At 61.3% G+C, this 22379-nt stretch carries 16 protein-coding genes; 10 read left to right on the top strand and 6 right to left on the bottom strand.

Annotated features, from left to right (window positions below; translation table 11 throughout):
• Positions 1–190 precede the first annotated feature (190 nt).
• On the bottom strand, positions 191–1558 hold the full coding sequence (locus QP934_RS05545) for a dipeptidase (RefSeq protein WP_419127012.1): 1368 nt from the start codon (positions 1556–1558) through the stop codon (positions 191–193).
• Positions 1559–1786: 228 nt separating this feature from the next.
• On the opposite strand from QP934_RS05545, the gene QP934_RS05540 reads away from it, so the two are divergent.
• From QP934_RS05540 to QP934_RS05520, 5 genes are all read left to right on the top strand, one after another.
• Positions 1787–3757 carry an OPT family oligopeptide transporter gene (locus QP934_RS05540; protein WP_419127011.1) on the top strand — a complete coding sequence of 657 codons (1971 nt, stop codon included), beginning with the start codon at positions 1787–1789 and terminating at the stop codon, positions 3755–3757.
• A 233-nt stretch (positions 3758–3990) separates the two neighbouring features.
• Positions 3991–5637 (top strand): chaperonin GroEL, encoded by a 1647-nt coding sequence (gene groL, locus QP934_RS05535; RefSeq protein WP_086588229.1) that lies wholly within the window; start codon positions 3991–3993, stop codon positions 5635–5637.
• 465 nt (positions 5638–6102) lie between these two features.
• Positions 6103–7002, top strand: coding sequence for a polyphosphate kinase 2 (gene ppk2, locus QP934_RS05530; protein ID WP_284787260.1), 900 nt, complete (start codon positions 6103–6105; stop codon positions 7000–7002).
• Between the two features lie 272 nt (positions 7003–7274).
• Complete coding sequence (locus QP934_RS05525; protein ID WP_340419027.1) at positions 7275–8417, top strand: lysophospholipase; 1143 nt, start codon at positions 7275–7277, stop codon at positions 8415–8417.
• A 115-nt stretch (positions 8418–8532) separates the two neighbouring features.
• Entirely contained in the window at positions 8533–10179 is a 1647-nt protein-coding gene (locus QP934_RS05520) for a metallophosphoesterase family protein (RefSeq protein ID WP_419127010.1), read from the top strand.
• Positions 10180–10201: 22 nt separating this feature from the next.
• On the opposite strand, the gene QP934_RS05515 is transcribed toward QP934_RS05520, so the two are convergent.
• From QP934_RS05515 to QP934_RS05495, 5 genes are all read right to left on the bottom strand, one after another.
• Entirely contained in the window at positions 10202–14125 is a 3924-nt protein-coding gene (locus QP934_RS05515) for a Pls/PosA family non-ribosomal peptide synthetase (protein WP_419127009.1), read from the bottom strand.
• Positions 14126–14584: a MarR family winged helix-turn-helix transcriptional regulator gene (locus tag QP934_RS05510; RefSeq protein WP_005325642.1), complete on the bottom strand. Its 459-nt coding sequence runs from the start codon at positions 14582–14584 to the stop codon at positions 14126–14128.
• A 37-nt stretch (positions 14585–14621) separates the two neighbouring features.
• Positions 14622–14918: a rhodanese-like domain-containing protein gene (locus QP934_RS05505; RefSeq protein ID WP_419127008.1), complete on the bottom strand. Its 297-nt coding sequence runs from the start codon at positions 14916–14918 to the stop codon at positions 14622–14624.
• A 53-nt stretch (positions 14919–14971) separates the two neighbouring features.
• A complete protein-coding gene (locus QP934_RS05500; protein ID WP_419127007.1) occupies positions 14972–15793 on the bottom strand; it encodes an endonuclease domain-containing protein in 822 nt (273 codons plus the stop codon).
• A 240-nt stretch (positions 15794–16033) separates the two neighbouring features.
• The gene (locus QP934_RS05495; RefSeq protein ID WP_086588261.1) at positions 16034–16507 is read right to left on the bottom strand and encodes an inorganic diphosphatase; all 474 of its coding nucleotides are present in this window, start codon (positions 16505–16507) and stop codon (positions 16034–16036) included.
• An 82-nt stretch (positions 16508–16589) separates the two neighbouring features.
• Between QP934_RS05495 and dacB the strand changes: the two genes are divergently transcribed.
• The 5 genes from dacB to folE are packed head-to-tail and all read left to right on the top strand — an operon-like array spanning position 16590 to position 22367.
• Entirely contained in the window at positions 16590–17876 is a 1287-nt protein-coding gene (gene dacB / locus QP934_RS05490; protein ID WP_419127006.1) for a D-alanyl-D-alanine carboxypeptidase/D-alanyl-D-alanine-endopeptidase, read from the top strand.
• Positions 17866–18813 carry a tRNA lysidine(34) synthetase TilS gene (tilS, locus tag QP934_RS05485; protein WP_419127005.1) on the top strand — a complete coding sequence of 316 codons (948 nt, stop codon included), beginning with the start codon at positions 17866–17868 and terminating at the stop codon, positions 18811–18813. Before dacB ends, tilS begins: the two co-directional genes overlap by 11 nt.
• 12 nt (positions 18814–18825) lie before the next feature.
• Complete coding sequence (gene hpt / locus QP934_RS05480) at positions 18826–19413, top strand: hypoxanthine phosphoribosyltransferase (RefSeq protein WP_198492084.1); 588 nt, start codon at positions 18826–18828, stop codon at positions 19411–19413.
• Positions 19414–19425: 12 nt separating this feature from the next.
• Positions 19426–21774, top strand: a complete 2349-nt coding sequence (ftsH, locus tag QP934_RS05475; RefSeq protein WP_419127004.1) for an ATP-dependent zinc metalloprotease FtsH — start codon at positions 19426–19428, stop codon at positions 21772–21774.
• Positions 21774–22367 carry a GTP cyclohydrolase I FolE gene (folE, locus tag QP934_RS05470; protein WP_005325658.1) on the top strand — a complete coding sequence of 198 codons (594 nt, stop codon included), beginning with the start codon at positions 21774–21776 and terminating at the stop codon, positions 22365–22367. Before ftsH ends, folE begins: the two co-directional genes overlap by 1 nt.
• Positions 22368–22379 lie beyond the last annotated feature (12 nt).

Here is a 22379-nt window from a genome sequence, read left to right as displayed (position 1 = left end):
ACATGGCCGAGCGCGGGGCCAACGTTTTGCTATTTTACCGGCTTTTCTACGGCTTTGAAAGAATTATTTTTGGCACTGTATTATATGCTGCTGTTTTGCGGCATAAAGAAACCCCGCTCCCCAAGGAGCAGGGTATGCCGCAGTGCCGCGGCGGTAGGTAGGGCCCAGGCTGGGCTAGGGGGCGCAAGCCTTAGGAATAGCGCTGCAAGAAGAGTGCTTCCGCGGCGGCGATGTTTTCGATCTCGGTGGGGTCGACGGACTCATTGGCGGAGTGGATGGTGCACTTTGGCTCCTCCACGCCGTAGAGAGCGATCTCCGCGTTGGGGTGAGCTTCCTGCAGCTCCGTGGTCAGCGGAATGGAGCCGCCCATGCCCTGTGCGGCCGTTTCCTTGCCATAAGCCTCAGACAGGCACTCGCCCAGCAGGGCAGCGGCTGGCTTTTCAGGATCGGTGGCAAAGCCGGCGTTGGATTCCAGCACCTCGGCCTTAACGTGGGCGCCCCATGGGGTGTGGGCGCGGAGGTGATCGCAGACGGCGTCGGCAATCGCGGCGGCATCGGCACCGGCCGGAACGCGCAAGTTGAGCTGCGCGGTAGCGGTGGCGGGCACGGCGTTGACAGCCTCAGACACAGGGGTCGAAGTAAAGCCGGTCACGGTAATGGCCGGGCGGGACCAGACCATGTTGGCCACCGAGGTGGCACCGGCCGGGTCGTCTTCGCCCATGATCTTGGTGCCCTCCAGCAGCTGCGCGTCGGCGCGGAAGGCCTCGGCCGAGTACTCCTGGCCGGACCACTCGGCGGTGGTATCCACGCCGTCGATAACGGTGCGGCCGTACTCATCGGACAGGGAGTCGATGGCGCGCATCAGCGCCTTAGCGGCATCCGGTGCCGCGCCGCCAAACTGGCCGGAGTGCACGGCGGAGGCCAAGGTATCGACCTGCACGCCAATCTGCGCGCCGCCGCGCAGGGACGTGGTCAAGGTCGGCTGGCCCACAGCGGCGTTGCCCGCATCGGCGATGAGGATGGCGTCGGCAGCAAAAAGCTCCGGGCGGTCCTTGATGAGCTGGGACAAACCCTCGCCACCGCGCTCCTCGGAGCCCTCGATGAGGTACTTCAGGTTCACCTTGGTGCCGCCGTTATTGTCCACCGCACGCAGAGCGGCCAAGTGCATGGCCACATTGCCCTTGCAGTCGGCGGCGCCGCGGCCATACCAGCGGGTGGAGCCATCGGCGGCCTCGCGCTCGGTAAGAGTGAACGGATCGGATTTCCAAGCCTCGCGGTTGCCGGCCGGCACCACGTCATAGTGGGAGTAGAGCAGCACCGTCTTGGCGCCTTCATCGCCCTTGCGCTCACCCAAGATGGCGGTGGAGCCATCGGCCGTGGTGATGGTTTCCACGCTCACTCCGGCTTCTTCCAGTGCGGACTTAACCCACTGGCTCGCGCCCTTGGTCTGGTCCTCCAGGCCTTCCTCGTCATGGACGGAGTTAAAGGCCACGAGCTCGCTGAGCTGGCGGAAAATGGTCTCGCGATCGTTGCGAATGCTTTCATTAAGTACAGTCATGTTCTCTACGGTACCCGCCCGCCCCAAGCTATAGAGCAACCGGAATAGGAAAACGCTGGGGTGGTGAACTAAAATTTATTCATTCCACCCTGTGCGGATTTTGTCCGTTCGGACCCTATTCCGGGAAGAAACCGGCGTCAAACAGACAGAAACGGACGTGGCAGGCCGCGGTTTGCTACGCAGGGTGAAACGAGAAACTTTCATAGCCGAGAATAGAAAGGACCTGGCATGGCGAACGCATCATCCGCCGCAGGTTCCAAGGCCTCCCTGCCCGAGCTGACTCTGCGCGGCATTATCATCGGTGGCCTGATTACCCTCATCTTCACCGCTGCCAATGTGTACTTAGGCCTGAAGGTGGGCTTGACCTTTGCTACCTCCATCCCTGCCGCCGTGATTTCTATGGCGGTGCTGCGCCGGTTCAAGGGTCACAACATTAAAGAAAACAACATTGTGCAGACCATTGCCTCTGCTGCGGGCACCCTGTCCGCCATCATCTTCGTCCTCCCGGGCCTGGTGATGGTGGGGTACTGGCAGGGCTTTGGCTTTCTGCAGACGGCCGGCGTGTGCATCATCGGCGGCGTGCTGGGCGTGATGTATTCCATCCCGCTGCGTCGCGCTTTGGTGACCGGCTCCGATCTGCCCTACCCGGAGGGCGTGGCCGCGGCCGAGGTCCTCAAGGTGGGCGATGAGAATGCTTCCGGCACCAGCCAGGAAGAAAATGCCAAGGGCCTGCGCGTCATCGTCGCCGGCGGCATTACCTCGGCCGTCATGGCGCTGCTGGCCGCAATGAAGGCCGCCGCCTCCGAGGTCATCGCTTATTTCAAGCTCGGCGCCGGCGCGACCACCCTGGGCACCAGCCTGTCCACCGCGCTTATCGGCGTCGGCCACTTGGTGGGTCTGCCGGTAGGCATTGCCATGCTGGTCGGCGTGGTGATTTCCTACTTCATTTTGCTGCCCATTTTCACCACCGGCGATATTACGGGCGCCACCGCGCTTGCCGACGTCGTCGATACCACTTTCTCCGATGACATCCGCTTCATCGGCGTGGGCACCATGGCCATTGCCGCCATTTGGACCCTGCTGAAGATCGCCGCTCCCATTGCTGTGGGCATCCGCCAGTCCCTGGCCTCCTCGCGTGCGCGCAAGTCCGGTTCCGTCGTGGACGTCACCGAGCGCGATATTCCCTTCCCCTATGTCGCCACCACCATCGTGGCGTTCATGGTGCCTATCGCATTGCTGTTGTGGGACTTTGTGCGCGGTACTGATATTCACGACCACATGGCCGTGCTCATTACCGTCTCCGTCCTCTTCACCCTGTTGGTAGGCCTGATTATCGCCTCCGTGTGCGGCTACATGGCCGGCCTGATTGGTGCGTCTAACTCGCCAATTTCCTCCATCGGCATCATCGCCGTGCTCGCTGCCTCGCTGCTCATCGCGGCCGTCACCCGCGGCACCACTGCGGATCCTTTGTCTTTGGTGGCCTACACGCTCTTCACCGCGGCCATCGTCTTTGGCATAGCCACCATTTCCAATGACAATCTGCAGGACCTCAAGACCGGTCAGCTCGTTGGCGCTACTCCGTGGAAGCAGCAGGTAGCGCTCATTATCGGCGTGGTCTTCGGCTCTCTCGTTATCCCGCCGATCCTGCAGGTCATGCTCAATGGCTTCGGCTTCCAAGGTATGGAAGGCGCCGGCGAAGACGCCTTGGCCGCCCCGCAGGCCGCCCTGATGTCCTCCGTTGCCTCCGGCATCTTCGATAGCTCGCTGGACTGGAACCTCATCTTTATTGGCATGGCCATCGGCGCTGTCCTAATTATTGTTGACGAATTGCTGCGCAAATTTACCGATAAGTACTCGCTCTCCCCGCTGGCGGTAGGCATGGGCATGTACCTGCCGGCCGCGCTGACCATCGTCATTCCGATTGGCGCCATCTTGGGCACCTTCTATGACAAGTGGGCTGCAAAGCAGTCCCGTCCGGAATTTGCCAAGCGCATGGGCACCCTCTTGGCCACCGGCCTCATCGTGGGCGAGTCCCTCTTTGGCGTGGTCAATGCCGGCATCATCGCCGCTGCCGGGGGCGATAGTCCGCTGGAAATCTTCGAGGGCGGCACGTCTGCCACCATCGTCGGCGTGATTCTCTTTATCGTCGCGCTGACGTTCATCTACCGCTGGACCAAGCGCACGGTGAAAAGCGCTTAGTTCCTGATCCATTCCTTAATATAATGGCGTCTCTTCGCGGGGGCGTCATTTTTTCTTGCAGTCACGGTGGGAGAGTGCCAGAATGGTCGTTAGCACTCGCACAGTATGAGTGCTAGATAAATCTACATCGTTGTGGTTGAGGTTGGTTCACACTCACCAGCCATGCCGTCGCGGGCGTCCGCAGCGAGAAAGACGTGAGTGTCGTCCTCAATAAACCAAGGAGCACAAACACAATGGCAAAGATTATCGCTTTTGATGAAGAGGCCCGCCGCGGCCTTGAGCGCGGCCTAAACACGCTTGCCGACGCCGTCAAGGTCACCCTCGGCCCCAAGGGCCGCAACGTCGTCCTGGAAAAGTCCTGGGGCGCCCCGACTATTACCAATGACGGTGTTTCCATCGCTCGCGAAATCGAGCTCGAGGATGCTTACGAGAAGATCGGCGCCGAGCTGGTCAAGGAAGTTGCCAAGAAGACTGACGACGTCGCAGGCGACGGCACCACCACCGCAACCGTGCTGGCACAGGCTCTGGTACGCGAGGGTCTGCGCAACGTAGCCGCAGGTTCCAACCCAATGGGCATCAAGCGCGGCATCGAGACCGCAACCAAGAAGGTTGTGGACTCCCTGCTGTCTTCCGCCAAGGAAGTAGAAACCCAGGAGCAGATCGCTACCACCGCTGGCATCTCTGCTGCTGACCCGGCCATCGGCGAGAAGATCGCTGAGGCTATGTACACCGTGGGCAACGGCTCCGTAAACAAGGACTCCGTTATCACCGTGGAAGAGTCCAATACCTTCGGTGTTGACCTCGAGGTAACTGAGGGTATGCGCTTTGATAAGGGCTACATCTCCGGCTACTTCGCTACCGATATGGAGCGTCAGGAGGCCGTCCTTGAGGATCCGTACATCCTGTTGGTTTCCTCCAAGATCTCCAATATCAAGGACCTGGTTCCGCTGCTGGAGAAGGTTATGCAGTCCGGCAAGCCGCTGCTCATCATCGCTGAGGACGTTGAGGGCGAGGCCCTGTCCACCCTCGTTGTAAACAAGATCCGCGGCACCTTCAAGTCCGTTGCGGTTAAGGCACCGGGCTTCGGCGACCGCCGCAAGGCCACCCTGCAGGACATGGCCATCCTCACCGGCGGCCAGGTCATCTCCGAGGAGGTCGGACTCTCCCTCGAGACCGCCGAGCTCGAGTACCTGGGCCAGGCACGCAAGGTCGTTGTCACCAAGGACGAGACCACCATCGTTCAGGGTGCTGGCTCCCAGGAGCAGATCGACGGCCGCATCAAGCAGATTCGTGCCGAGATCGAAAGCTCCGATTCCGACTACGACCGCGAGAAGCTGCAGGAGCGCCTGGCTAAGCTCTCCGGCGGCGTTGCCGTCCTCAAGGTCGGTGCCGCTACCGAGGTGGAGCTCAAGGAGCGTAAGCACCGCATCGAGGATGCAGTCCGCAACGCAAAGGCTGCCGTGGAAGAAGGCATCGTTGCCGGCGGTGGCGTAGCCCTGCTGCAGGCCGCTTCCGTCCTGGATTCCCTGGATGATCTCAAGGGCGATGAGGCTACCGGCGTCAAGATCGTCCGCGAGGCCCTGTCTGCACCGCTGAAGCAGATTGCACACAACGCGGGCCTCGAGCCAGGCGTTGTTGCTGACAAGGTTGCCTCCCTTCCGGCAGGCGAGGGTCTGAACGCTGCTACCGGTGAGTACGTCAACCTCATGGAGGCTGGCATCAATGACCCGGTTAAGGTCACCCGCTCTGCGCTGCAGAACGCTGCTTCCATTGCAGCTCTGTTCCTGACCACCGAGGCTGTCGTCGCCGACAAGCCTGAGCCGGCCGGCGCCAACAACGGCATGCCGGATGCTGACGCCATGGGCGGTATGGGCTTCTAATTTTCCTACACATAGCTAGTAGGCTTTGACCTCGTGCCCCGCAACATGCTTTGGAAAGCATGTTGCGGGGCACATTTGGGTATCTAATGGACTCGGCACTCTGAGAAGCAGAGCTTCCCCTCGGTTCACTTCCGTAACGGGAGATTGAGCATAGGATGACGAGTATTGATCAGTTCTTCTAGGGTCTCGCAAACACTACGGGTCCTTGTCTGCATATCGAGTTTATTGAATTATCGTGAGGTTTATTCGGCTGCATCGTTGATGCGCTGAATAACCGTCCGAACTGCTCTAGTTATGTTTTTGATCGGGGCTGATAGGTGGGAGTTTTAGGGCTTTAAAAAAGACTCTCCGGTTCGTTAGCCCCATCTTGGGCCTCTGAGCTTTTCTCATAGGAGGGAAGAATTCGAAGGCTGAACTGTGAAGATTCATCGCGCTAGATGGCTACATTCGGGTTACACTTAATGCATGGCTGATATTAAAGACGACGACCTTCCCGAGATCGACCTGGCAGAAACTGACGGCTACGTCGTCGATGGAACCGACGAGGATGACCCTTCGCTGATCATGCCGGATGGTTCCCCGGTTCAGACTTGGCGTGAAAATTACCCCTACGATGAACGCATGACTCGCGATGAGTACGAGTCCGTTAAGCGCGCGCTGCAGATTGAATTGCTGAAGTGGCAGAACTGGACCAAGGAAACTGGTCAGCGTCATATTATTATCTTTGAGGGGCGCGACGCAGCCGGTAAAGGCGGCACTATCAAGCGCTTTAACGAACACCTGAACCCGCGCGGTGCCCGCACAGTGGCATTGGAAAAGCCGTCGCCGCGTGAGTCCACCTCTTGGTACTTCCAGCGTTACATTGAGCATTTCCCGGCCGGTGGTGAAATCGTCTTCTTTGACCGCTCTTGGTATAACCGTTCCGGGGTGGAGCGGGTTATGGGCTTTTGTACCGAAAGTCAGCACGCGGAATTCCTTCGCGAGGTTCCGATGCTGGAGAATATGATTCTGGGCTCGGGTATCTCCCTGACCAAGCTGTGGTTCTCGGTTACTCGTAAGGAGCAGCGCACTCGCTTCGCTATTCGCCAGATTGACCCAGTGCGCCAGTGGAAATTGTCCCCGATGGACTTGGCCTCGCTGGATAAGTGGGATGACTACACCCGTGCTAAGGAAGAGCAGTTCCGTTATACGGATACGGAAGAATCGCCGTGGATTACCATTAAGTCCAACGACAAGAAGCGTGCCCGCATTAACGCTATGCGCTATGTACTGTCCAAGTTCGAGTATACAAACAAGGATCACGAGCTGGTGGGCGAGGTTGATGAGAATATTGTTAAGCGTGGTCGCGACCAGATTGGTGACTAAGCTTGAGATGAATTAGCCACCACGTGGGCGGGAAACCCGGAAACTCCGAGTTTCCCGCTTTTTGTATTAGGGGGTAGTGGGGTGGGGATGGGAAATAGTTTCGGCAGGATTTGTTCTTCCTAAAGGTTCGTTTCCGTGCGGTTATTTTACGGAACCGTAGGTTCCATTATTGGAACTTATTTGTTCTTTATATCGTCACTTAATTAGCATCACTGTTATCTCAATCTCATCTGGGAAAATAATATGAGCTACAACACCACGAGGAGACGGTGATGATGAAGAAGCATATAACCGCTTGCTTGACAGCGGCTGCTGTCATGGCGGCACCAGTGGCGGTATCCGGAACGCTCACAGTTGGCGCAGCTGCTCAAGAGGCACCGGCCCCAGCGGCAGACAAGAAGCCAGATGTATTGGGACGCCCGACCGTCTCTGACAAGCAGGTTTCTGATGAGGACGGCTACTTCGATAGCCAGCGCGGTCAGGGTGTAAAGATCTACTACCGGAAGCAGAAGGTGGCAAACCCACGCGGTGCGGTGGTTTTGGCGCACGGTGTATCGGAGCACTCGGGGCGTTATGATTACGTCGCCAAGCGCTTGCTCGATGCCGGCTACAACGTTTACCGCGTTGACCACCGCGGCCACGGCAAATCCGCCGGCGGCAGCGTACCGATGGGGCATATCGATAATTTCCAGAACATCCTCGATGATTTCGACCGTGTCGTGGACATGGCGAAGGAAGAAAATCAGGGAGTAAAGACCTTCCTACTGGGCCATTCGATGGGTGCGCTGACCGTGGAGGCCTATGGGATTCGCGAGCCGGGCAAGGTAGATGGCATTATCACCAACGGTGGTGGTGCACCGCTGAACCTTTCGGGCAAGAATGTGGCCGGAAAGAATATCACCCCGGATGACATTTCTGAGACCCAGAAGAAGCTCGATCCCACCATCTTTGAGCGCTTGCCGCTAGCCCAGCTCACCAGCTTTAATGCGCACTATGCGCAGAACTTGATTCCGCACCGCACCAAAATCGGCGCACAATCGCCGGAGTGGAGCAAGGACATTCAGCTGTCTAATCCATTTACGGATGGTATCTCCACTAGCCAGGCGGTGAAGGACGAGTATGCCTCTAGCCCGCTCATCGCGCAGAAGACCAGCGCTGGAACCGCTCTGCAGTTGGCGGCGATTGCAACCTATGACGCCGTCAATGCGGACCTCTTTAGCGCACCAACGCTTATTATGCACGGCACTAAGGATGGCATTGTTCCGCCGTACTTTTCCCAGGATTGGTATAACTCTATCTCCTCCAAGGACGTGGAGTATGTGACCTGGGAGGGTCAGAAGCATGAGGTCTTTAATGAGCCGGCCGCCGATCAGGCCCTCGATGCGGTGGTTGATTGGCTGGACCGCCACGCCTAAACGGAAGGTTCTCTAGGGAGAATAATCGCTAAAGCTCTTGGCAGGCTTGTTGTGCTTGCCAAGAGTTTACGTATATGTAACCCCCTTGTTGCCCAGGTCAGATAGAAATAAAGTTATGAAAAACAAACTTTGTGCTTTCTCATCTGTCCTGGCCCTTACCGGAGTCCTGTGTGCACCCATGGCGGCGGCTCAGTCTTCGCTTTCTGGATCTTCCCTTCGCTCGTCTTTGGGGTCGTCGCTTGGCTCTTCTCATGACTTTTCCCAGGGATCCTCTGCAGGAGAGGAGGCGCAACCGAAAGCGGAAGAACGCGAAGGCGTCGACTCGCGGGTGCTGTGGCAGGAAAGCTTCGACGGGGTGGATACCCCGGCATGGTTTACCCACCGCGCGCCGGAGGGGTGGAAGACCGACGTGCACGGCGTGGACTCGGGGGAGGCCCGCTGGAAGGGCTGGACCTTTGGCAACATGCGCCACTGGACTTGGGCGTCCGGTACCGATATGCGTCACTACTTCACCCAAGCGCATGACACCTTCGCCATCATCGACAATAAGCAGCAGCGCCTAGCCGAAGGCGATTCCATGACCGCGGGTCTAAAGAGCCCGGCCATCCCGGTGGCGGGGCAGGAGCGAGTCAATGTGGAATTCGACCACCATTACCGCCAGGGCAAGGACGGGCAAAATGCCACGGTGACTGTCTCCTTCGATGGTGGGGAAGCCCAGGAAATCGCCGTCTTTGATAAAGACGTCTTCTCCAAGCACGAGTCCATTGGCGTGGACGTGCCGGCCGGCGCAAAGAATATGCAGGTTAGCTTCAGCTACAACAACGGCAATGATGACTGGTGGTGGGCGGTGGATAACGTGGGCGTCGTCAAGCCGCTCGGTGAGCTTCAGAGCTCGCCGCAGGCTATCGTGGACGTGCTTTCCGACGTCCAAGGCGACCCCCAAGACTACAACGACGCGGTACGCCAGTTGAACGGTATGGAGGACAAGGCCGGGGCGCTGGTGCTCAACGGCGACCTCGTGGACGATGGCTCGCAGCAGCAGTGGGATGATTTCTTGGCCGCGCACAGCGAGGTGCCGCACGATTCGGGCAAGGAATTGTGGACCATCGGCAACCACGAAATGTATGGCAAGGAAGGATCTGAGACGTACCTCGAGCGCTTCCTCAAATACTCCGGCCAGGATAAACCGTGGAAGGAAGAGGTAGTTGACGGAGTGCCACTGATTTCGGTGAATACCGAGTTTTATTCCGATATCCTGCGCCACGGCAAGGAGCCGTTCCAGCGCATCAGCAAGGAGCAGCTTGATTGGCTAGATGAGCGCCTGGCTTATTGGGATGCGAAGGGCACTCCGGCGTTGGTCTTTAGTCATCCTCTTTTGCCGGAGACAGTATCGATGTCGCATTCGGCGTGGTACCAGAATGACTTTGAGGACCTTGAGGCGCTATCCAATGTGGTTAATAAATACAACAACATCGTGTGGTTTAGCAGCCACAGCCATTCCTCGCTCCGCCAGAATAACTGGTGGGGAACCCGCCGCTACGACGGTACGGGCGAGGCCGGCCGCACCGGCTTCCCAGTAGTCAACACCGGCGCCATCCTCAATGAGTACCTGCCGGAAGGCGATAATGACGAGAAAATTGTCAAGGAAACGGAAGAGGCCTCCACCGGACTGCGGGTCAAGGTCTTTGCTGACCGCGTCCGGGTGGAGGCCTGGGACTTCAAGTCCGGCGAAATGATTAAGTATCAGGACTTCGCGCGGTAGGGCGCAGATTATGGCCGGCGACCTATCGCTCCCACGGCTCGATGGGGTTGCCCTGCCACACGGCGTTGGTGGGAACGCGGTCGCCGCGCATAACCAGCGAGCCGGGGCCTACGGTGGAGGCCTTGCCAATCAGCGAGGCAGGCAGCGCCACCGAATGGGAGGCCAGTGTAGATCCGGCCTCTACGGTGACGGTATCCAAGCTCATCACGCGGTCCTGGAAAAGGTGGGTTTGCACCACCGTGCCAGGGCCCACGGTGGCGGCTTCACCGACGCGGATGAGGTCCGTTTCCGGGAACCAGTAGGAATTGATCCACGCACCGCGGCCGATTTCCACGCCGAGGGCGCGCAGCCCCAGGTTGATCTCGCCGGAGCCGTAGGTGTGCTGGAAGAACCACGGCGCGGCGACGACCTCCACGAAGGTATCCTGCAGCTCATTGAGCCAGACAAAAGCGGACCACAGCGGATGGTCGGCCGCGCGGTGCTTGCCCACGCAGATCCACTTCACAGCGACGGTAACGGCCGTGGCTACGGCACCCATGCCCATGAGTACGAGGCCGGAGAGGAGCCAGGTGAGGGGGAAGCCGAGGGCGTCGAGAAGCGAGTAGTACACGCTAAGGGTTGCAGCGAGCAGCATGGCAGAAAACATCGGTGCCAAAAGGCGCATGGTTTCCACCACGCCGCGGGCGGCCTTGACGGCCAAGCCCGGGTTATAGGTCAGCGCCTCACCCGAGTTAGCGGGGGAGTCCACCTCCACGGTCACGCGGCGCATGCGCTCTGGCGGCGCGCCCCACCAGTTGGCGCCGGCCTTCGTCTTCTTCGGGGTAGAAGAAAGAACGGCAACCAGCGAGTTCTTGGATAGCTTGCGGCCGGGTGCGGTGATGCCGGAGTTACCCACGAAGGAGCGCTTGCCCACCTTGGTTTCGCCGGTGCGCATCCAGCCGCCGCCGAGCTCGTAGCCGCCGATCATGGTGTCATCGGCCAGGAAGGCACCCTCTTTGACCTCGGTGAGCTTGGGGATCATGACCGCGGTGGAGATTTCCACGTTGGCGCCAATCTCCGCGCCGAGCGAGCGCAGCCATGCTGGGGTCAGCTGGGAGGCATAGAGCGGAAAGAGCTTGGTGCGAGCCTCGTCCATGAGGCGCTCGATGGCCCACAGACGCCAGCCCGTGACCGAGCGCACGGGTGCCACGCCTGGCCTAATGCCGAGCGAGAGAATGCGTACGCCCAGCCAGGTCTGCAGCATATAGGTGGCAAAGGCCGCCAGTGCGCCGACGGGCGCGAAGAAAACCGCACCGATGAAGCTATCGCCGCCTGTGGAATGTACAAGGGCCAAGACGATGGCCGCGCCTATCGCCAGCGCAACAACCGGCTGGATGGCGAGAAGGACGGAGGTGGCGTCATAAATAGCCACCCACCACGGCCGACGCTTTGGCGTATGGGACGGGAAGCGGTGCTTGGAGCGGCCCACCTTCTTGGCAGGTGAGCCCGACCAACGCTGGCCGTCCTTGATCTTCTTGCGGCCGGTAACGGTGGAACCGGCCTCCACGTGGGCATACTTGCCCACCATGGTGCCAGGCAGCAGCGTGGAGCGCGTGCCCACGCGAGCGCCTTCCTTGACGTCGATGGCGCCCACATGCAGGATATCGCCGTCCAGCCAATAACCGGAAAGGTCCACTTCGGGCTCGATGGCGGCGTGCTTGCCCAGCGTGAGCAGGCCGGTCACCGGCGGCAGGGAGTGCAGATCCACGCCGCGCTTGACCTTGACTCCGAGCGCGCGGGCGTAGTTATTCACGCGCGTGGCACCGGCCAGGGAGCTCGCGCCGGAGGCATTAGCCCAGCGCTCGGCCGCCCAGATGCGCAGGTGCGTCGAACCGCCGCGCGGGTAATCGCCCGGCTTGATGCCGGCTGTAATAAGACGCGCGCCGTAACCGCCGATGGGGATGCGGCCGATTGGGGTGACAAAGACAACGAGCATGGCAATGACCAACCACCACGGGAAGGCCGTGGCCCACTCGAAGCCCAGCGATGCCGCGATGGTGGAGCCCAACATGAGCCAGGCTAGCCAGCTGGAGGCGGCCAGCGTCATGACGGGGATCTGAATCAGGGTCTGGGCGAGGCGGGTGCCAAGGCCGACCTTGGTGACCTCGCGCATGGGGACGTCAGCAGCCGCGGGGCGCGGTTCGGCTCCCGCAATGAGCTCGGCCAGCGAGCCCAAGCGCGGGTGGTCGTAGAGGTCGCGCACCGCTACGTTGGGGTAGCGCTCCCTGATATGCCCCACGAGGGTTGCGGCCGCCAATGAGGTGCCGCCGAGAGAGAAGAAATCGGCGTTCTCGTCCTCCACGGATACGCCGAGTGTTTCTACCCACAGTTCCGCGAGCCACTTCTCAGTCTCGGTCAGCGTGGTTGATTCCACGCCCACTCCAGGCAGCGGCCATGGCAGGGCCTTCTTATCCACCTTGCCGGAGGTACGTACCGGCAGCTCTTCCATCACGCAGATGCGCGGGACGAGCGCGGCCGGAATGGTATCGGCCAGGCGGGCGTGCGCGGCCTCATGATCGAAGCCCTTGGTCTCATCCTCGAGGGAAACATAGCCCACCAGGACGGACTCGCCGCCCGGGGTCTTCTGTACGGCCACGGCCGAGTTATAGACGTTATCCAGGGCCGCGACGTTGGCTTCGACCTCGCCAAGCTCGATGCGGCGCCCGCCAATTTTCACCTGGTCATCTACGCGGCCGACGAAGTACAGCCCGTCCTCCTCCAAGCGCACATGGTCACCGGTGCGATACGCACGCTGCCAGCCCATCGACTCCAGCGGGGCGTACTTCTCCGCGTCCTTGGCTGGATCCAGGTAGGACGCGAGTCCCACGCCGCCGATCACCAGCTCGCCGACGCCGCCCACTTCCACTGGCATGCCTTGCTTATCGACGACCACCAGGTCCCACCCATTCAACGGCAAGCCAATGGACACCGGCCGGCCCGGCAGCATCTGCTGCGCACAGGCGACGACGGTGGCCTCGGTGGGGCCGTAGGTATTCCACATCTCGCGGTCCTCGGTGGCCAGGCGGTCCACCAACTCCTGCGAGCAGGCCTCGCCACCGACGATAAGCAGGCGGATATTATCCAGCGCCTCGGCCGGCCACAGGCCCGCCAGGGTAGGCACGGTGGACACGACGGTGATATCGCGGCGGATGAGCCACGGGCCCAAATCCATGCCGGAGCGCACCAGGGATCGCGGCGCCGGGACTAAGCAGCCACCGTGGCCCCAGGCCAGCCACATTTCCTCGCAGGAGGCATCGAAGGCGACGGACAGCCCGGCGAGCACACGATCCTCCGGGCCGAGTGGCCCGTGCGGGTGATTGACCAAAAAGAGGCTGGCCTCGGCATCCACGAAGGCAGCCGCGGAGCGGTGGCTCACGGCCACGCCCTTCGGCTTGCCGGTAGAACCGGAAGTGAAAATGATCCACGCGGTGTCTTCGGGGCGCGGGGCATTGGGGTTCTCGGCCGGCTCCTCGGCGGACCTGTCGGGGGCGTCCGGGCGCGCGGAGTCGCGCAGGAAGCGGAAGCCCTCGTCCGTAAAGACGCCATCGATATCGGCCTCGCCGAAGACCATCTCGGCGCGCTCGTCTGGGTCATCGGCGTCGACAGGCACGTAGGCCGCGCCTGCCGCCAGGGTCGCCAAAATGGCGAGGTAGAGCTCGCGCTTGCCGGAGGTCATCCGAATGCCGATGCGATCGCCCCGGCGCACGCCATTAGCGTACAGCTCGGTGGCCCACAGCTCGACTTCGTGGATGAGCTCGGAGTAGGTGATGATTTCGCCGTCGTCCAGCGCGGCGGCATCTGGGTGCATTTCCGCGGTGGTGGTGATGATGTCCCACAGCGTGCGCGGCCGCGGCGCCGCGCTACCTAGAAGGTACTGCTGCGGGACGAATGATTCGGGGCCCGCCATTTATGCCTCGTCTTCGTCTGCGGCAATGATGGACTTGGCCAACTTTCGCAGGTGCTTGAGCTGCTTATTGGTGGACTCATCCAAGGCCTCGTCCTCAGCAGTGGCAACAAGCTCCGCTAGGTCCTTGTGGACCTTCGCGCCCTTCTTGGTGGACGCGACGATCTGGCGGCGGCGATCCTTCGGATCGCGCTCGCGCTTGGCCCAGCCGCGGTCCTCGAGGGCGTCGATAAGACGCACCATGTCAGAAGCATCAATGGCAAGGGTCTCGGAGAGGTAGGACTGCGACGCGGCATCCGCGTCCACCAGGCAGGTAAGGACCCAGTACTCGCGCAGCGTCGTCTGCTTGGTCTGCAGGGCGGCCTCGACGCCGTCGCGGGTGCGGCGGCGGAGGCGCTCCAGCTGGAACGACGGTGATTCGAGTAGGGCAGTTGGGATTACAGAATTATTCGTGGAAGCCATACCATCATAATAATCCCAAAAGATTGGTTAAGGCCAATTAATCCGTTTCGATGGCGAGCCCGGCAGCCTTCCACTTATCCGTGCCGCCATCGACGTTAATGGTGTCCCAGCCCAGCGCATGCTCCAGATACTGGCAGACCTGCATACTGCGGCCGCCCGCGTGGCAGATGACGTAAATATCCTTGTCCGGATCGATTTCCTGGATGCGACCCGTAATCTCGCTCATTGGGATATGGGTCGCGCCCTTCGCGCGCTCCACTGCCCACTCATCATTCTCGCGGACATCAATGAGCTGTGCGCCTTCTGGTACTTCAGTTGGTTGAACGTTTTTCATGCCTCATACCCTAGTCACGCATAGGGCCTTATGCTGCTCCGCGTGTCCCAGCGCTAGCGCTGGAACCGCCAGTAGTGGTGCCACTGCCAAGGTGGGTTTATATGCTCGCCCTTCCCCCGAATAATGGCGAGTACCTGGTTTACGGCTACGTCGAGGTGGTGCTCGATTGTGGCGGCGGTGAAGTGGAGGGGTTTGTAGCCTCTTTGGACGGCGTCGTTAAGCTTCTGACGGTCAATTTCGAAGCGTTGCCGGTTCTCGCCCTGGTGGTAGGCGTAACCATCGACCTCTATGGCTACCTTGTGCTTCTTCAAGAGTAAGTCCCAGCGGTAAGGTCCAATGTATCTGTTGTTGTGCACGGTGACATGGGGCCGAAGCGCGCGGGTGAGGTTGCGCTCGGGGACGCTATCAGCGCCGAGGATGGTGTTTTCCAGGATGCGTCGGGTGTGCTGCGGGAAGCGCTGAAAATCAAGCATGTGGCCCTCCATCTGCGAGGCGCCGTACTGGCCGGCAAAGCAGGCCTCGAGGAAGGCGACGGCGTCTTCCTCCGCCATGATTTCTGTGGCCTGCAGCGGATTGCACACGTTAATGCCATTGAGCTGGCCCAGCGCCTTCGGACGGGCGCGGCGGCTGCGGAAGTGCGGACTAGAGGCCATCGTTCCCGCGCGCAGGAAATGGAGTGGGAAACTTAAAGCGTGGCCGAGGTAGTGGTGGGCGCACGAGTAGCCGTCGAGCGCCGAATCGGGCCAGCGGCGGGAGACGATTTCCGCGAGTTCGCGCGGCGAGGGCTTGCCTTCGGTATAGAGGCCGTGGCAGATTCTCACGGCTTGGTTGTCGATAGCGCGGCGCGCGGCCGTGCGCGTGGTGAAGATTCTCATGCGCCCACCCCTAGGCGTTCATTTCGATCAATTAGGTCCCCCGAGACCGGTGATTTCGGCCTGCTATGTGATCGAATTGTACTGCGCGGACGGGATTGTGTCGCGGGGAGGGCCTTGCTGGTGTGAAAAAGACAAAAAGGGGGCGTTTCGATCAAATACGGCCTTGAAAACAGTCGCTTTCGCAGTGCTATTTGATCGAAACGCCCTAAGGGGAGCCCGCGGGGCCCGCGCCCAGAAGTTTTACTTGAAGCGAGCCTTTGCCTCGTCGAGGATCTTCTCTGCCTCGGCTTTGTCGCCCCAGCCGGAGCCGGTGACTTCCTTATTCGGCTCCAGGTCCTTGTAGTGGACGAAGAAGTGCTCGATTTCATCCTTGATGTGCTGCTCCACATCGTCGATGTCCTGGTAGCGCTCCCAGCGCGGGTCATCGATGACGGCGAGCAGCTTGTCGTCGCCGCCGGCCTCGTCGGTCATCTTGAAGACGCCGACGATGCGGGCCTCAACGACTACGCCCGGGAAGACCGGCTCCGGCAGGATGACCAGGGCGTCGAGCGGGTCGCCATCCTCGCCCAGGGTGTGGTCGATGAAGCCGTAGTCAGCCGGGTAAGCCATCGGGGTGAACAGGTAACGGTCGAGGTAGACCTTGCCGGACTCGTGGTCAACCTCGTACTTGTTGCGGGAGCCCTTCGGGATTTCAATGGTTACTTCAACGCTCACAGCGATGTCCTCCATGGGGGATTGGGTATCAATTACTGCCCATAGTCTAGCGCGTTGCGGATTCGCGCTAGGGTTAAAGGCAATGAAAGCAAAGCATGTTTGGTGGTCAGCGACCGCGCTCGTGGTAGCGGCAGCGGTCGGAGGTACGGCTGCGCTGGGCGTTACCCTTCAGCGCGAATACGGCGATCTCTCGCACGGAGAGGCGCAGGCGGTCGAGGCTCCTGAGGAGCCGTTGAGCGCAGCAGAGCCGGGCGAGGTGGACCTGGATGCGCTGAGCGCGAAGCTGGATGAGCTCGCTAAGAATAAGGACCTTGCCACGTTCGGCGGCGAGGTCATCGATACCGAAACCGGCGGCGTGGTGTGGCAGCGCGACGCGGATAAGCGGCTTACCCCGGCCTCGTCCACGAAGGTCCTCACCACTGCGGCAGCGACGTTAGCGCTGGATGAGAATGAGAAAATCACCACCAAGGTCTACCGCGGGTCGAACGAAAAGAACGTGGTCATCAAGGCCGCGGGCGATGTGTGGATGACGCACGAACAGCTCGATGATTTAGCCGAGCAGATTTCGAAGAACGTCGAGCAGGTCGATGGTGTCTACATCGATACCTCTGTGTGGTCCGGCGAGGCGCAGGCCCCGGGCTGGGATCCGGAGAACGTGGACGGCGGCTTCGTCGCGCCGATGGAACCGGCCATGCTCTACGGCGGTCGCCTGGGCGCGACGACGGGGGATGTGCCGAGGAGTCATGAGCCTGCTTTGGACGTCGCTAAGCAGCTAGGCGATCGCCTCGGCGCGGGCAAGGTAGGCATGGGCTCCGTCGCGGAGAACGCGCAAGAGGTGGCGAGCGTGGATTCGCCGCCGCTAGCGGACCGCGCCCGTGAAATGGTGCGCCATACCGATAACGTCATGGCCGAGGCCATTGCGCGTGAGCTGGCGGTTTCGCGCGGCAAGGAGGCGAGCTTTGAAGGCGCTACGCAAGCCACGCTCGAGGTTTTACGGGAGCAAGGATTCGACGTCGACGGCGTGGATATTAAGGACAATTCCGGGCTCTCGGTAGACAATCGGCTCACGGCCGGGCTGTTGACGCAGCTCATTAATGGCGCGGTCAATGATCCGCGTCTGCGCCCGCTGGTGTCCTACCTGCCGGTGGCCGGCGGCGATGGCACGCTGTACGAGCGCTACGGCGATTCCGCGGCCAAGGGCTATGTGCGCGCCAAGACGGGTACGCTGACTGGGGTCTCGGCCTTGGCCGGCACCGCGCAGGGTAATTCCGGGCGCGTATATGCCTTTGCCTTCCTTGTGAATGACGGCGATATTTTGGCCGCCCGCAAGGCTCAAGACGCGTTGGCTTCTGCACTGCATGAGTTCTAAAAAGCCTTTTTGGCCGCGGGTTTCGCCGCATTTTCTGGCTTGTCGGCGCGGCGTGCGCGCCGCTGGCCTTGACCACGCAGTGGCGGTGGGGCTGTCCGGGGGCGCGGACTCGCTGGCGCTTATGGCCGCGCTCGTGGCGGAGGGTCACGACGTGCTCGCGCTGTGTGTGGACCACGGGTTGCAGGATGGATCGCGGGCGCAGGCCGAGCGCGCGGCTGAACAGGCGCGAAAGCTAGGCGCGCGAGCGCGAGTGCTGGACGTTGAGGCCGGCGCAACGGGCCAGAAGTCGATGGAGGCGGCCGCGCGGGCGGCGCGGTATCGGGCACTGGCCGCCGCGTGCGCGGACGAAGGCTTAGAGGTAGCCGTGGCGCATACGGCCGATGACCAGGCGGAGACGCTGCTGCTCGGCGCGCTGCGTGGGCGGGTGACCGGCATGAGCGAGCGCAGCGAGGTGGAAGGCGCCCGCGTGGTGCGGCCGCTGCTGAACGTGCGCCGGGCCGATACCGAGGGCGCTTGCGCGGAGCTGTGCCTTTCGGCGTGGCAGGATCCGCAGAATGCGGACACGAATTTCCGCCGCGTGGCGCTGCGCCGCGAGGTCATTCCGCAGTTGAGCCGCATCATCGGCGGGGACGCGGTGCCAGCGCTGGCGCAAGCAGCAGGTGACGCCGCGCTTGACGACGCCACCCTGCGTACCCCACCCACCACCGACTGCGCCGAGCTGGCGGCGATGGCGGAACCGCGGCGCCGGCGGGCAATCGCGGCGTGGCTGGTCAGTGAGGGGGTAGAAGTGACAAGGAGGGCAGTGGGGGACGTCGGCAAGCTGTGCACCCACTGGCACGGGCAAGGGCCGGTGGCCGTGCGATCGGCGCGGCAGGTGGGGCAGAGGTTGGAAGTAGCCCGTATAGGTGGCAAACTGGCACTATTGTCTGGTCATTAAAGGAGCGCACACGTGCACGACAAGAAAGACTTCGCCGTTCCCGCAAACCGCTACGGTGACGATGTAGAAGCAATCCTCATTGGAGAAGAGGAACTGCAAAACCGCGTCCAAGAACTCGCGGATATGGTCTCGGAAAAGTATGCCGACTCTGAGCACGACCTGCTGTTGGTCTGCGTGCTCAAGGGCGCCGCATTCTTCCTCACGGACTTTGCGCGCAAGCTATCTATCCCCTCCGAGCTGGAGTTTATGGCCGTATCCTCCTACGGCGCCTCCACTTCTTCTTCCGGTGTGGTGCGCATTTTGAAGGACCTAGACCGCGATATTGCCGGGCGCAACGTGCTCATCGTGGAAGACATCATCGATTCCGGCCTCACCCTGTCGTGGCTCATCCGCAACTTGGAAGGCCGCAGCCCGGCTTCGCTGAATGTGGTCACCCTGCTGCGCAAGCCCGAAGTAGTCAAGGCTGATATTGATCTGCTGGATGTGGGCTTTGATATCCCGAATGAATTCGTCATCGGCTATGGCTTGGACTATGCGGAACGCTACCGCGATCTCCCCTACGTGGGCACCCTCCACCCCGATGTCTATACCACCAACTAAAATCGCGCAGTAATGAAAAACAATAAGATTCTTCGCTACGGCGGGATTGCGGCCCTCATCCTTATCGCGCTGTACGCCTTTACCTTCTTTAGCAACGATGCCCGCGGCTACGTGCAAGCGGATACCTCGGTTGCGCTGACCCAGCTCAAAGACAAAAACGTCGATGAGGTGGAAATCGATGACCGCGAGCAGCGCCTGCGCATCAAGCTCAAGGATGAAATCACGGTAGACGAGCGCGACGGTGTGCAGGAGATCGTGGCCAAGTACCCGGCCCGCGCCTCTGAGCAGGTCTTTAACGCCGTCAAGGATTCCGGCGCCGAGAAGTACCAGACCAATGTCACGCAGGAATCCTTCTTGGGCTCCATGCTCAGCATGCTGCTGCCGATGATCATCCTCTTCGGCGTGCTCTTCTGGCTCATGTCTCGCATGCAGCAGGGTGCTGGCGGAATGTTTGGCATCGGCGGTTCCAAGGCCAAGGAATTGACCAAGGATATGCCGACCAATACCTTTGCGGATGTGGCCGGCGCGGACGAAGCCGTGGATGAGCTGCAGGAAATCAAGGACTTCCTGGAAGACCCCACCCGCTACCACGAACTAGGTGCCAAGATCCCGCGCGGCGTGCTGCTTTACGGCCCTCCGGGTACTGGTAAAACCTTGCTTGCCCGCGCTGTGGCCGGCGAGGCCGGCGTGCCGTTCTATTCCATCTCCGGTTCTGACTTTGTGGAAATGTTCGTCGGCGTGGGTGCCTCCCGCGTGCGCGACCTATTCAAGCAGGCGAAGGAAAATAGCCCCTGCATTATCTTCGTGGACGAGATTGACGCCGTGGGCCGCCAGCGCGGTTCCGGTACCGGCGGAGGCCACGATGAGCGCGAGCAGACCCTCAACCAGCTCCTGGTAGAAATGGATGGCTTTGGTGACCGCGAAGGCGTAATCCTCATTGCCGCCACCAACCGCCCGGATATCCTCGATCCGGCGCTGCTGCGCCCGGGCCGCTTCGACCGCCAGATTCCGGTCACCAACCCGGATCTTGCCGGCCGCGAGGAGATCCTGCGCGTGCATGCAAAGAATAAGCCACTGGCAGAAGAGGTTGACGTAGCGCAGCTGGCCAAGCGCACCGCCGGCATGTCCGGCGCGGACCTGGCCAATGTACTCAACGAGGCCGCTTTGCTTACCGCCCGCATCGGCGGCAACGTCATTACCTATGACGCCTTGGAAGAGGCCACCGACCGCGTCGTGGGCGGCCCGCGCCGCCAGGGCAAGATCATCTCCGAGCACGAGAAGAAGGTCACCGCTTACCACGAGGGCGGACACACGCTTTCTGCGTGGGCGCTCAAGGATATTGAGCGCGTGTACAAGGTCACCATCCTGGCCCGCGGCCGCACCGGCGGCCACGCCATGACCTCCCAGGAAGACGACAAGGGCATGTACACTCGCGACGAGCTCTTCTCCCGGTTGGTCTTTGCCATGGGTGGCCGAGCGGCCGAGGAGCTGGTCTTCGGTGCTCCGACCACTGGTGCGTCTTCCGATATTGAAAACGCCACCAAGATCGCTCGTTCCATGCTCACCGAGTACGGCTTCTCCCCGGACTTGGGCACCGTAAAGTACGGCAAGGAGCAGGGTGACCCCTTCAGCCAGATGGGTGGCGGCGGCTCCATCGATTACTCCGATGAAGTTGCTTCAAAGATTGATGAGCAGATGCGCTACCTGCTCGAGCGCGCGCACGAGCAGGCCTATGACATCTTGCGCAATAACCGTTACTACCTGGACAAGTTGGCCGAGGCCCTGCTGGAGAAGGAAACCCTGCGCCGCCCTGACCTGGAGCGCATCTTCGACGGCATCGAGCCGCGCGAGGCCTTCGACGTCTTCCCGGGTGAAGACGATCGCTTCCCGCGCCAGATTGGCTACGTCCCAGTGAAGACCCCGGTCGAGCTGGCGAAGGAGCGCGGCGAGAAGCTGCCAAAGCGCATGACGCTTCTTGACGCCTCCCGGGCCGCCCGCGAGCGCCGCCTCGCCGGCGAAGAGCCGAAGGGTGAGGTGGGCTTCAACTTTGGGCAGCACGCCGGCGATTACGTCGACCCGGATACCGCCCGCGAGCTGGGCAGCGGTCCCGCGAAGGAATCCGCGGACTCCACGCCGGCCCAGTCTGACCAGCAGGCTCGCGACGCCCAGTTTGCCCCGGCTTCCGAGCCAACCGCCCGTCCGGCCGCACGCCCCGCTACCGGTGGTGGAAAGCACCACAAGCCGGATGCCGGTGCAGAGCAGGACGCTGATACCAGCCAGTGGTTTACCCCTGGCTGGGACGAAAAGGATCGCCGCAAGAACCCCTATGCGCGCGAGGACGACAAGCAAGAAGATAACTAATGCCTGATAATCACATTCCCGCTCGCGCCGCCTTCGACCAAGACCGAGCGGAGGCAGCGGTGCGTGAGCTGCTCCTTGCGGTAGGGGAGGACCCTGACCGCGAGGGCTTGCGCGAAACCCCGGCCCGCGTGGCCCGCGCCTACCGCGAGGTCTTTGCCGGCCTGCACGAGGACCCCACCGAGGTCCTGCACAAAACCTTCGCCGAGGACCACCAAGAATTAGTTCTGGTGCGTGATATCCCCATCTATTCCACCTGCGAGCACCACTTGGTGCCGTTCTACGGCGTGGCGCATATTGGCTACATCCCGGGCAAAGACGGCCACGTCACCGGTTTGAGTAAGCTCGCCCGCTTGGCGGATATGTACGCTAAGCGCCCCCAAGTCCAAGAGCGCCTTACCCAGCAGGTAGCGGACGCCTTGGTGGAGGTCCTCGGTGCGCAGTCCGTCATCGTGGTAATTGAGTGTGAGCACTTGTGCATGGCCATGCGCGGCATCCGCAAGCCGGGGGCGACGACGACCACCTCCGCGGTGCGCGGCGGCTTCAAAAATAATGCCGCCTCCCGCGCCGAGGTGCTCAGCCTGATTCGCAGCTAAGTCCCCCGGTTA

The sequence above is a fragment of the Corynebacterium sp. MSK122 genome (assembly GCF_030229435.2).
Classification (GTDB): Bacteria; Actinomycetota; Actinomycetes; order Mycobacteriales; family Mycobacteriaceae; genus Corynebacterium; species Corynebacterium marquesiae.
The sequence above is the reverse complement of the archived record's forward strand: the minus strand, read 5'-3'. Positions and strand labels throughout refer to the sequence as shown.

What these genes read in the sequence shown, in the direction of transcription:
- QP934_RS05540 (WP_419127011.1), top strand. Translation starts at nt 1,787, where the DNA reads ATGGCGAACGCATCATCCGCCGCAGGTTCCAAGGCCTCCCTGCCCGAG.
- folE (WP_005325658.1), top strand. Translation starts at nt 21,774, where the DNA reads ATGCCTGATAATCACATTCCCGCTCGCGCCGCCTTCGACCAAGACCGA.
- QP934_RS05525 (WP_340419027.1), top strand. Translation starts at nt 7,275, where the DNA reads ATGATGAAGAAGCATATAACCGCTTGCTTGACAGCGGCTGCTGTCATG.
- QP934_RS05515 (WP_419127009.1), bottom strand. Translation starts at nt 14,125, where the DNA reads ATGGCGGGCCCCGAATCATTCGTCCCGCAGCAGTACCTTCTAGGTAGC.
- QP934_RS05505 (WP_419127008.1), bottom strand. Translation starts at nt 14,918, where the DNA reads ATGAAAAACGTTCAACCAACTGAAGTACCAGAAGGCGCACAGCTCATT.
- dacB (WP_419127006.1), top strand. Translation starts at nt 16,590, where the DNA reads ATGAAAGCAAAGCATGTTTGGTGGTCAGCGACCGCGCTCGTGGTAGCG.
- QP934_RS05520 (WP_419127010.1), top strand. Translation starts at nt 8,533, where the DNA reads ATGAAAAACAAACTTTGTGCTTTCTCATCTGTCCTGGCCCTTACCGGA.
- ftsH (WP_419127004.1), top strand. Translation starts at nt 19,426, where the DNA reads ATGAAAAACAATAAGATTCTTCGCTACGGCGGGATTGCGGCCCTCATC.
- tilS (WP_419127005.1), top strand. Translation starts at nt 17,866, where the DNA reads ATGAGTTCTAAAAAGCCTTTTTGGCCGCGGGTTTCGCCGCATTTTCTG.
- QP934_RS05500 (WP_419127007.1), bottom strand. Translation starts at nt 15,793, where the DNA reads ATGAGAATCTTCACCACGCGCACGGCCGCGCGCCGCGCTATCGACAAC.
- groL (WP_086588229.1), top strand. Translation starts at nt 3,991, where the DNA reads ATGGCAAAGATTATCGCTTTTGATGAAGAGGCCCGCCGCGGCCTTGAG.
- QP934_RS05510 (WP_005325642.1), bottom strand. Translation starts at nt 14,584, where the DNA reads ATGGCTTCCACGAATAATTCTGTAATCCCAACTGCCCTACTCGAATCA.
- ppk2 (WP_284787260.1), top strand. Translation starts at nt 6,103, where the DNA reads ATGGCTGATATTAAAGACGACGACCTTCCCGAGATCGACCTGGCAGAA.
- QP934_RS05545 (WP_419127012.1), bottom strand. Translation starts at nt 1,558, where the DNA reads ATGACTGTACTTAATGAAAGCATTCGCAACGATCGCGAGACCATTTTC.